Raw genomic sequence first — 9,371 nt, forward strand, 5'->3', positions numbered from 1 at the left:
CGGCGGTAGTGCCACGGTCGCGCCCGCGTGCGACAGGGGATCATCCCCGACCCGGCGGGTCCTGCGCGTGGACGGCGCCGGCTTCGCGCCGTCGGGCGGCGTCGACCAGGAGGTGGGCCGTCCCGACGGGCAGGTCCACGTGGTGGGCGATCCAGGCCGCGTCGCGCCCGTGGGTGGCGAGGATCCACGCGGTGGAGAGCGTATCGGGGCTCGGCGCGTCCGGACCGTGCAGCAACGGGCGAACGGCCTCCGTCGGGAACCCCTCCAGGGTGTCGGGGCTGAACCAGTCCCCCTCCGAAGGGCTCGGGGAGGGCCGGTCCGTACCGGGGCGAGCGGCCCGATGGCCGCGCAACAGGACCGCCACCAGGACGAAGGCCGCGACCGCCGCACCGGCGAACACACCGCCGGTCACCAACCGGTCCCGCAGCGGGAGCGCGCTCAGCACGATCACTTCCAGCAGCAGGAAGGTGAGAACGCCGAGCAGCGCCGCCCCCTCACCCGTGCGCGGGTGGAACCAGGTCCGCATCATCGGAGAGCCTCCTCTCCCACCACCATCATGGCCCTCTCCCACCACCATCATGGCTCCGGTCCGGGCCGCCGCCACAGGCCGGTGGCGGTGCCGGCATCGCACCGGTCACGACGGCCGGCCGCCACCCGGACGTGCCGGTCGGCCCCGCTCGGGCCGACCGGTCAGGCGTCGGCGGCCCGGTCCAGGAGTCGGGCGACGGCGGGGTCGTCCAACTGGTAGCGGACGGTTCGCCCGTGTCGGGCCGCTGAGACGGTCCCGGTCGCCCGGAGCAGGCGCAGGGCCTGGGAGACCGTGGTGTCGCGGATGCCGGTCGCGAGGGCGAGGTCCGTGACGCAGATCGGCCCGGCGCGGCGGATGGCCAGCAGCAGGGCGAGCCGCCCGGGATCGGCGAGCAGCGCGTACCGGGCCGCCATGGCCTGCACCGCCCCCCGGTCGGCGACGGCTCCGCGGGCGGTCCGTACGGCCGGTTCATCGATGGGGCGCCGCCCGGCCGGCGGCTGGGTGTTGGTGCCCAATGCGCTGTCCTCGTTCTCCTCGGGTGTCGACCCGTGCCGAAAGGCCGGCAGGGGCGACACCCGTCGCCCCTGCCGGCCTTTCGGCACGGTGACGTGGGTGTCCTCCGGTGCTCAGTGCACCGACGCGGCCGCCTCCGGTGCGGTGCCCCGGCCGGTCGCCGCCGCGGCGGGCTCCGGCTTCGGGGCGAGGAGGCGTTCGGCGAGGTGGCCGAACAGCAGGCCGAAGGAGGCCCAGAGGGTGAGTTGGATGGCGAGCGCCGCGAGGCGGAACTGCCAGAGCAGGGTGGCCGAGAAGTCCTCGGGCACCTCGTTGACGGCGGGCAGGAAGGTGTAGGCGAGGCCGATGGCCACGCCGAAGCCGAGGATGGCGACGACGGTGGCGTACCACGTGCCCAGGCGCGGTGCGAGCCGCTTGCCGACGATCACCGAGGCGATCGCCAGCAGCACGCTGAGCGCCATCATCAGGAAGTACAGCGTGGTGCGCTTGCCGATGGTCTCCGGGTCGCCCACCGACGGCGGGTTGGCCGGGTACTTGAGGAACGGCACCACGTAGACCGCGAGCAGTGCGACGCCGGACAGCAGGAGCGCCGTGGCGCGCGGGGAGAAGCGGCCGACGCGGCCGAGGGCGAAGCAGTAGGCGAGGGCGGCGATGCCGCCGAGCGAGACGCCGTAGACGAGCACGCCGGTGGCCAGGCCGGCGGTGGACTGCAGGGAGCGGCTGACGATCTCCATGCCGTGCTCGGCGGTGTGGGCGTCCTCGTAGGCGATCGCGGCGTCCACCCGGGGTTCACCGAGCAGGTAGGCGACGATCAGGGCGAGCAGGCCGGCGCCGAGGCCGGCCAGCATGCCGCGGACGAGCAGGGATCTGACGGTTGCGGAGTTCACGTGTCGGCCCCTGGTCAGTGGCAGGGGAAGCCGAGCAGGTGGCGACCGTCGTGCACCCACTCGTGCACGTCCTCGCCGGAGATGAGGGAGGTGGCGCCCTGCTCGGCGCCGACGAAGTAGATGAGGGCCATCAGCAGGATGCCGAAGAACACGGCCCAGGGCAGGATCGCCTTGACGGAGATGGGGGTGATCGCCGGTGCGGCGGGGGCAGTGGGGGCTATGGGGTGAGCCATGGCCGACCTCCTTCTGGGGAACACGCGTCCCGTTCGGTGGAGCACGGACGACGGAGGCGGGTCTGACTTTCCGGGCCGCGATGGGGATCGCTGCTCCGGGTTCACAGTGGCGCGACCGTGCCGGGTTCTCACCGGGCTTCCGCGTACCGTCGTCTTGAGTTGTCGCAGGGACGGTACCGTGTCGGGACTGCCCGGCCAAGGGGCCTGGCAGGGGCTCACAAACGTGTGACCGGCACAGAAGGGCGCGCAGACCCTCGTACGTATGCGCGCGGGGCCTGGTTTCGGGCTCGGGGAGGAGGACGGGTGACCGTACGCGTGATCTTCGTCGCACCAGCGATCGGGTCCGAACTGCGCGCGGCCCGCTTCGGCGGCGACGGACCGGCGGACGAGGCGGCGCTGGCGGCCGCCCGCGCGGCGGCCGGCACGCTGCCGTCGGCGTCCCGCACCCTCACCTCGCCCTCCGTGCGCTGCCGTCGGACGGCCGAGGAGCTCGGCCTCGGGGCCGAGCCGGCGCAGCAGTTGGCCGACCTGGACGTCGGGGCGTGGCGCGGCCGCAGTCTCGACGAGGTCGCCGCGGGCGACCCGGCCGCGGTGTCCGCCTGGCTGACGGACCCGGCGGCGGCGCCGCACGGCGGCGAGTCGGTCACGGCCCTGGGCGCCCGGGTGGGCGGCTGGCTGGACGGGCTGGCCGAACTCCCCGGCCGGGTGGTGGCCGTGGCGGAGCCGGCGGTCGTCCGGGCCGCGGTGGTGCACGGCCTCGGTCTGCCTCCGGCGGCCTTCTGGCGGTTCGACGTGCGGCCGTTGTCGGTCACCGAGCTGTCCGGCCGCGCGGGGCGGTGGAACCTGCGCTGCGGGTGGGACCTGGTGCAGGGCGGGTCGGTCCGGGGCTCGTGACCGTCGGCTCGTGACGGCCGTCTCGTGATCGCCGCTCAGGTGGTGCGGGACGCCCGGCGGCGTCGGACGAAGCGCTCGGCCAGCAGCATCGTGGCGACCGCAGCGGCCGTGAACAGCGCGGTGTCGAGCACCGTTCCCGTGGTGGTCAGCCATGCGGGGGCGCCACCGTCCGGCAGTCTCGTCTCGGTGAACAGCCCGCCGATGCCGGTCGACAGCCCGCGCACGACGTACACGGACACCAGCGCGACGAGCCCGGCGGGAATGGGCAGCACGATCCCCGCGAGGTAGAAGCGGCCGCTCCGGGTCAGCCCGCCCGACCCGGCCATCACCCCGATCAGGGCCACGTAGCAGCCTGCCGCCCACCTGGAAGCACGCATCGGAACCCATCCCCCTTGCTCTGCGTACCGGGGCGGAAAGCGCCCCGTGCCGTCCTGCTCCTCCCTCGTCCAGGCCCTGGTCACCCTCGGCAGGGCTTGGAGTGGAGCGGCAACTCCCCGTCGGCGGGAGGGACTTCCTCCGGGGTGACCATCCGTGATCAGGGAACGTGCGGTCCGGGCGCAGGGAGCCTTCTCCGGCTACCTGTTCGGCTTCCTGCTGAACCTCTCGTTCTGGCCGTTCTCGACCGACCCGAACAGCTCGATCGCCTACCTGCCCGGGCTGCCCTTCACCGAGCAGTGGCACCGCTACCTGCTCTTCGACCTGGCCACCTCGCTCGGCTGGGACACCGGCCGCGCCGCCACCGCCTTCGTCGCCGTCCTCGTCGTCGGCCCGGCGGTCCGCACCGTGTTCCGCCGCGCGGCCCGACGCGCCAACTTCGAGCCGACCGTGCGCTTCGAGCTCCCGAGCGGGCCCGCTGCCCCGGCCGGGGCGGGAACCGCGCCCTCCTGATCTCGCCCTCCTGATCGCGCCCTCCTGATGTCGAAAGGCTTAGGCCTCGGCATCACCGTGCACGTCCGCAGGCCGCCGCGGTGGTGCGGAAGCGTGCCCGGTAGGTGGTGGGGGCGATGCCCAGGGTGTGCTGGAAGATGCGGCGCATGGTTTCCGCCGAGCCGAAGCCGCACTGCCCGGCCACCGTCTCGACGGGGTCGTCGCCCGTTTCGAGGAGCACCTGGGCGCTCTCCAGCCGGACGGATTCGAGGTACTGGCCGGGCGTCAGCCCCGTCTCGCTGCGGAAGAGCCGGCCCAGGTGGCGGGCGCTGATACCGACGTCACGGGCCAGGGACTCCATGCTGTGCGGCGCGGCCGGGTCTGCCACGACGGCGTCCATCACCTGCCGCAGTACCGCGTGCTTGGCCGTCCGGGGGGTCAGACGGGCGCTGAACTGGGACTGTCCGCCGGGGCGGGCCAGGAAGACGACCAGTTCGCGGGCGACCTCCCGCGCCAGGTCGGCGCCGTGGTCGTCCTCGACCAGGGACAGGGCCAGATCGATGCCCGCGGTGACGCCGGCGGAGGTGACGACGGGTCCGTCCTTGACGAACACCGGGTCCGCCTCGACCCGCACCCGGGGGTAGGCGGCCGCGAGCCGCCCGGCGAGGCGCCAGTGCGTGGTGGCCCGCCGCCCGTCGAGCACTCCGGCCTGGGCCAGCACGAAGGCTCCGGCACACACGGAGGTGATGCGGCGCGAGCGCTGGACAAGCCCGGTGACCAGGGCCGTCAGCTCCGGGTCGGCGACGGCCCGCTGCCAGTCCCGCCGGCCGGGCACGACCATGGTGTCCAGCCGCGCCGGCAGACTGTCCAGTGCGCCGTCCACGCCGATCCGCACGCCCGAGGAGGTGCGCACCTGCGCGCCGGTCGGGGAGACGGTCCGGACCTGGTAGCGGGCGCCGAAGAGGTTGGCCGTGGTGAAGACCTCGGCCGGGCCGGTGACGTCCAGCAACTGCACGCCGTCGAAGGCCGCCACCGCGACCACGTGGTCCGCTCGCCGCCGTGGGGTCACTCGGCCCACGGGGAGTCCAGGATGGTGCGGACGAAGTCCCCGCGCTCGAAGCCGGGCACGTAGTGGGCGAGCACATCGGCCTTGACGTTGCCGAACGTGGTCTCCGGCCTGGGCCGGACCCCCTCGGTGAACGCCTGGAGGATGCGCTGTTTGAAGTCGGGGCGCGGGTGCAGGGCGACGATCGCGGCGCGGTCGCCCTCGGTGATGTCGTGGTAGCCGATGCCCAGGACGTCGTACTCCACGCCCGCCGTCACCAGCGCCACCTCGGGCTCCATGAACTCGGGGATGCCCGGGGTGGTGTGCAGGGCGATGGCCGTCCACACCCGGCGGATGCTGTCCTCCGGCACCTGGCGCGCCCGCAGGAAGCGGCGGGCCTCATCGGCGCTGTCCACCTCGAAGCGCCGTCCGCTGCGCCGGAAGGGCTCGCCCAGTCCCAGGTCGTGGAACATGGCCGCGATGTAGAGCAGCTCGGCGTCGAAGCCCAGATCCCGGTTGCGCCCCTGGAGGGCGCCGAAGAAGTACACCCGCCGCGAGTGGTCGTAGATCAGGTCGCTCACGGTGTCCCGGACGAGCTCGGTCGCCTCCCGCGACAGCTTCGAGTCCGGCACCCGCACCCCGGCTGCGGAGGAGTCGCTCGTCATGGTCATCACCTGGTCCTTCCGTCCGCCGGCCCTTCCGGCGACGACCCCAGTCTCCGACCCGCCGGATGCCCGCGCCATGGCCATGCGGCCGGGTAGCCCACAGATACGGACCTCCCGAATCCTGGCCGGCCGGCGACGCGACCGCCCCGGTACCCACCGGCACCGGGGCGCACGGCGGAGGTGTCGTCCACCGACGGTCACAGCTCCGTGGGGTGGCCGCTGCGCGGGGATTTGGCGTTGGCGAGCTGGCGGCGGGGGGCTCTCGGGGGCCTCGACGGCGAGTCGCGCGCGGGGGAGCGCGGCGGGGAGTAGGCCAAGGTGGTGGTGGAGGGCTCCGATTCGGTGGTCCGGCCGCGCAGGGCCTGGGTTTCGACCGCTTCGGCGAGCCGCCGCAGGGCGATGCGTACCTGTGCGCTCTGTTCGTCGCCGAGTGCCCCGAGGACCTGTTGCTCGATCGCCAGGCGCTTGGGCATGACGTCGTCGACGGCGGCCGCGCCCGCGTCGGTGATGGAGACCAGGACGGCGCGCCGGTCCGCGGGGTTGACCGTCCGGACCACGAGGTCGCGCCGTTCCAGCTTCGCGAGCGCCTTGCTCAGTGCGGCCGGCGAGCGGCCCATCGAGGCGGCGAGGCGGCGTGCGATCGTCGGCTCGGCCGAGTGGCGGAGGTGGTACAGCACGTCGAACTCGGACGAGCTGACCGCCGCCGCTTCGAACACCGGTTCAAGGAGGAACTCCAGCATCGCGTGTGCGTGCTTGAGGCCGCCGAGGATCTCCATCGACGACAAGTCGAGGTCAGGACGGCTCTGTACCCACAGTTGCCATACCGCCGGCGCTTGATCCATTCGTGCACTTGCTCCAACTTGTTAACCGGTAACCTATCGGTTACCGTATGACACGTGCCCGGCTCCGAGCTGGGCGATCAGGGCAGGCTCTTCGGAGGCTTGTCCGCTTCTGGCTTTTGATGTACTTGATCTGCTCGCGTCAAGTGAACGTGGACCGCGACATCCCGCCCGATGGCTTCTCGTCTGTGACCGGAGCTGAGGAAAAGTGTCATCATGGTCATCGCACACGCCCCCGTCGCCCCGTCGCCTGGAACTGTTCCGGGACTGGGGCATCTCCGGCAGATAATAGTGGACCGGAAACGCTTTGTGTCTACCTGCGCGCAGGTGGCTTTCCTGAAGAGACGAAGCAGCGCTCGACTTTGACTTCGTCGAAGTACTCGAACGCGTCGAACGCCTCGAACGCCGGGAAACCGGCCTCGTCGGATTCGCCGTTCGTCGCGCCGGCCCCGAAGTCGTTGCGGGGGCAGGGTCGGCGGTAAGCCCGGTGCACGGCACCGTTGGTGACGGATCGTCGGCGCGTGGCGGCTGCGGGGGAGAACCGGCCGACGCGCCGCGGATCGTGGTCCGCTCGCGCCGGGGCGCTGCGCCCCGTGCTGCCGGGCTGGTCGAGGCGACCGTCACCGGCCGTCACCGGACTCCGTATCGATAGCGGGCACCCGTGCCCCGGCGCGCCGGACCGTGGCGCGCTGGACCGTGGCGCGCCGATTCACCAGCGGTTCGTCACCGAATGCCGGGCGCATTCCCGTGGCGCGCCACGGCCGACCGTGAAAACCGAATGGTCAGACTCCGGGAAAAGGTTTCCGTGCACCATGACCGATCGCTTGGGATTCAGCCTCACACAATTACGGTACTTCGTCGTGTCCGCCGAGATCGGCAACATATCGGAGGCGGCGGAGCAGTTATGCGCGTCGCAGTCGACGGTCTCGTCGGCGATCATGCGGTTGGAACGTCAGCTCGGTGTTCAGCTGCTTCTCCGTCACCATGCCCGCGGGGTCTCCCTGACGCCGAGCGGTCGCCACCTCCTGCGGGAGGCGCGGGCGTTGTTGGGGCAGGCCAGGAGTCTCAAGGCCCAGGGCGATGCCCTGGCGGGCGAGACCGCCGGCCAGCTCGACGTCGGGTTCTTCTTCCCGATCGCCCCGTTCCTGCTGCCGCAGGTCTGTCGGATGGCCGAAGAGCGGTACGGGGCACTGCAGTTGAACGTCCACGAGGCGTCCGCCGACCGGCTGCTGGAGTTTCTGCGGGACGGCCGGTGCGAACTGGCCGTCACCTATGACTTCCTGTCGGGCGACGCCAGGTTCCATCCGCTGGCCGACCTGACGGTTCACGCGCTGGTGGCGGACGACGACCCGATGGGGATGGCCGGCTCGCTCGGTCTGGGCGAGTTGGCCACCCGGCCGCTCGTCACCTTGAACACCCCGAGCGTGCTCCGCCACGTCGAGCGGATGTTCGCCCGTGCGGGCGTCCGCATGCCACGGGTGGTGGCGACGACGAGCCTTGAGACGATGCGCGGCCTGGTGGCCGCCGGTTCCGGGTTCGCGCTGATGTATCAACGCGCTTCGCACGCGCGGACGTTGGACGGCGGAAGGGTCCGTGCGGTCGACCTCGCCGACGACCTCCCTCCCTCGTCCCTGGGGGTGGCCATGATGCCCGACCTGGCCATGACCAGCCGCGGCAGGGCCTTCGTGGACGTGCTCGCGTCGGCGGTTTCGGCCGGGGCGCGGCGGGCGCAGGTCATTGCAGGTCAGCAGGTAGGCGCAGGGTGAACAGCAGGTAGGCGCACGTGGGAGGAGTGTCGTGCTGGCGGTCATCTTTGCTGGTCAGGGAAGTCAGGAAAAGGGGATGGGGGAGGAGGTTTTCGGCCGTTATCCGGGCCTTGTGCAATTCGCCTCGGACGTGCTGGGATACGACCTGGTCTCCCTGTGTACGGAAGACCCGGACGGATTGCTGGCCCGTACCGAGTACACCCAGCCGGCGCTCTACGTCGTCAATGCACTGCGGTATTTCGAGCGGGTGCACGGCGAGGACCGTAGGGCGGACTTCCTGCTGGGGCACAGCCTGGGCGAGTACAACGCCCTGCTCGCGGCGGGCGTGTTCGACTTCGAGACGGGCCTGCGGCTGGTCGCCAAGCGCGGTGAACTGATGGCGGCGGCCTCCGCGGGCGGCATGACCGCGGTGATGAACACCCCGGCGGACCAGCTGCTGAAGCTCATGGCGGAGGACGGCGTCGACGGCGTCGACCTCGCCGGCCTCAACACCGGCTCACAGATCGTCATCGCGGGCACCCCGCCCGTCCTGGCCGCGGCGCACGAGTGCCTGAAACGCCGGGAGATCCGCTTCGTACAACTCAAGGTGAGTGCGCCGTTCCACTCCCGGTACATGGAGCCGGCCCGGGTGCGGTTCGCCGAATTCCTGACGGGATTCAGTTTCGCCGAACCCGCCATCCCCGTGGTTTCCAACGTCACGGGCCGGCCCTACGAACCGGGGCAGGCGGTACGCATGCTCACCGAACAACTGGTGTCCCCGGTGCGCTGGACCGACAGCGTCCGGATGCTGCTCGACGGCGACGACGGGATGGAATTCGCCGAAATCGGGGGCCTTTCCCTCACCAACATGGTGTTCAAGATCAGGGCTGGAGTGTGACCGATGGCAACGACGACGGAAACGATCAGGAAGTACCTGGAGGACCGGTTCCTCTTCGAGTTCGACGACGTGATCACCCCGGACACCGATCTCTTCAAGGCCGGTGTCATCGACTCGTTCGGCTACGTCAGGATGATGAAGTTCCTGGAGACCGAGTTCTCCGTCGAGATCAGTCCGGAGGACATCCTCCTGAACGTCTTCGTCTCGCTCACCGCGATCGACGAATTCGTCACCAAGAAGATCTCCGCGAGCTAGA

Annotated in this window: 13 protein-coding genes and 1 pseudogene; 5 read left to right on the forward strand and 9 right to left on the reverse strand. The window is 71.3% G+C overall.

Annotated features, from left to right (window positions below):
* Positions 1-40: 40 nt before the first annotated feature.
* From P3T27_RS24400 to P3T27_RS24415, 4 genes are all read right to left on the reverse strand, one after another.
* Positions 41-529 carry a hypothetical protein gene (locus P3T27_RS24400; RefSeq protein WP_280681949.1) on the reverse strand — a complete coding sequence of 163 codons (489 nt, stop codon included), beginning with the start codon at positions 527-529 and terminating at the stop codon, positions 41-43.
* Positions 530-690: 161 nt separating this feature from the next.
* Positions 691-1,044 (reverse strand): metalloregulator ArsR/SmtB family transcription factor, encoded by a 354-nt coding sequence (locus P3T27_RS24405; RefSeq protein WP_280681951.1) that lies wholly within the window; start codon positions 1,042-1,044, stop codon positions 691-693.
* 111 nt (positions 1,045-1,155) lie between these two features.
* Complete coding sequence (locus P3T27_RS24410) at positions 1,156-1,929, reverse strand: CbtA family protein (protein ID WP_280681953.1); 774 nt, start codon at positions 1,927-1,929, stop codon at positions 1,156-1,158.
* Between the two features lie 14 nt (positions 1,930-1,943).
* A complete protein-coding gene (locus P3T27_RS24415; RefSeq protein ID WP_280681955.1) occupies positions 1,944-2,162 on the reverse strand; it encodes a CbtB-domain containing protein in 219 nt (72 codons plus the stop codon).
* Between the two features lie 303 nt (positions 2,163-2,465).
* Between P3T27_RS24415 and P3T27_RS24420 the strand changes: the two genes are divergently transcribed.
* Entirely contained in the window at positions 2,466-3,056 is a 591-nt protein-coding gene (locus tag P3T27_RS24420) for a histidine phosphatase family protein (RefSeq protein ID WP_280681958.1), read from the forward strand.
* A 35-nt stretch (positions 3,057-3,091) separates the two neighbouring features.
* On the opposite strand, the gene P3T27_RS24425 is transcribed toward P3T27_RS24420, so the two are convergent.
* Positions 3,092-3,433 (reverse strand): hypothetical protein, encoded by a 342-nt coding sequence (locus P3T27_RS24425; protein WP_280681960.1) that lies wholly within the window; start codon positions 3,431-3,433, stop codon positions 3,092-3,094.
* Between the two features lie 184 nt (positions 3,434-3,617).
* Here P3T27_RS24425 and P3T27_RS24430 point away from each other — a divergent pair.
* A pseudogene (locus P3T27_RS24430) lies at positions 3,618-3,944 on the forward strand (ECF transporter S component); the annotation flags it as partial.
* A gap of 52 nt (positions 3,945-3,996) precedes the next feature.
* Here the strand turns inward: P3T27_RS24430 and P3T27_RS24435 are convergent.
* The 4 genes from P3T27_RS24435 to P3T27_RS24450 form a co-directional block, all read right to left on the reverse strand.
* Complete coding sequence (locus P3T27_RS24435; RefSeq protein WP_280681961.1) at positions 3,997-5,001, reverse strand: GlxA family transcriptional regulator; 1,005 nt, start codon at positions 4,999-5,001, stop codon at positions 3,997-3,999.
* Positions 4,989-5,633 (reverse strand): HD domain-containing protein, encoded by a 645-nt coding sequence (locus P3T27_RS24440; protein ID WP_280682147.1) that lies wholly within the window; start codon positions 5,631-5,633, stop codon positions 4,989-4,991. The genes P3T27_RS24435 and P3T27_RS24440 overlap by 13 nt, the downstream gene beginning before the upstream one ends.
* A gap of 197 nt (positions 5,634-5,830) precedes the next feature.
* Positions 5,831-6,409 carry a winged helix DNA-binding protein gene (locus P3T27_RS24445; protein WP_280681963.1) on the reverse strand — a complete coding sequence of 193 codons (579 nt, stop codon included), beginning with the start codon at positions 6,407-6,409 and terminating at the stop codon, positions 5,831-5,833.
* Between the two features lie 376 nt (positions 6,410-6,785).
* A complete protein-coding gene (locus P3T27_RS24450) occupies positions 6,786-7,106 on the reverse strand; it encodes a hypothetical protein (RefSeq protein ID WP_280681964.1) in 321 nt (106 codons plus the stop codon).
* Positions 7,107-7,284: 178 nt separating this feature from the next.
* Here P3T27_RS24450 and P3T27_RS24455 point away from each other — a divergent pair, with 178 nt between their 5' ends.
* Genes P3T27_RS24455 through P3T27_RS24465 form a run of 3 tightly spaced genes read left to right on the forward strand, consistent with a single transcriptional unit; the run spans position 7,285 to position 9,370 of the window.
* On the forward strand, positions 7,285-8,238 hold the full coding sequence (locus P3T27_RS24455; RefSeq protein WP_280681966.1) for a LysR family transcriptional regulator: 954 nt from the start codon (positions 7,285-7,287) through the stop codon (positions 8,236-8,238).
* A 31-nt stretch (positions 8,239-8,269) separates the two neighbouring features.
* Positions 8,270-9,115, forward strand: coding sequence for an ACP S-malonyltransferase (gene fabD, locus P3T27_RS24460; protein ID WP_280681968.1), 846 nt, complete (start codon positions 8,270-8,272; stop codon positions 9,113-9,115).
* A gap of 3 nt (positions 9,116-9,118) precedes the next feature.
* On the forward strand, positions 9,119-9,370 hold the full coding sequence (locus tag P3T27_RS24465) for an acyl carrier protein (RefSeq protein WP_280681970.1): 252 nt from the start codon (positions 9,119-9,121) through the stop codon (positions 9,368-9,370).
* Position 9,371 lies beyond the last annotated feature (1 nt).

The organism is Kitasatospora sp. MAA19 (genome assembly GCF_029894125.1).
Classification (GTDB): domain Bacteria; phylum Actinomycetota; class Actinomycetes; order Streptomycetales; family Streptomycetaceae; genus Kitasatospora.

Bases quoted from the DNA above. Each gene is read 5' to 3' on its own strand.
- P3T27_RS24400 (WP_280681949.1), bottom strand. From the start codon at position 529: ATGATGCGGACCTGGTTCCACCCGCGCACGGGTGAGGGGGCGGCGCTG.
- P3T27_RS24425 (WP_280681960.1), bottom strand. From the start codon at position 3,433: ATGCGTGCTTCCAGGTGGGCGGCAGGCTGCTACGTGGCCCTGATCGGG.
- P3T27_RS24445 (WP_280681963.1), bottom strand. From the start codon at position 6,409: ATGGAGATCCTCGGCGGCCTCAAGCACGCACACGCGATGCTGGAGTTC.
- P3T27_RS24440 (WP_280682147.1), bottom strand. From the start codon at position 5,633: ATGACGAGCGACTCCTCCGCAGCCGGGGTGCGGGTGCCGGACTCGAAG.
- P3T27_RS24465 (WP_280681970.1), top strand. From the start codon at position 9,119: ATGGCAACGACGACGGAAACGATCAGGAAGTACCTGGAGGACCGGTTC.
- P3T27_RS24455 (WP_280681966.1), top strand. From the start codon at position 7,285: ATGACCGATCGCTTGGGATTCAGCCTCACACAATTACGGTACTTCGTC.
- P3T27_RS24415 (WP_280681955.1), bottom strand. From the start codon at position 2,162: ATGGCTCACCCCATAGCCCCCACTGCCCCCGCCGCACCGGCGATCACC.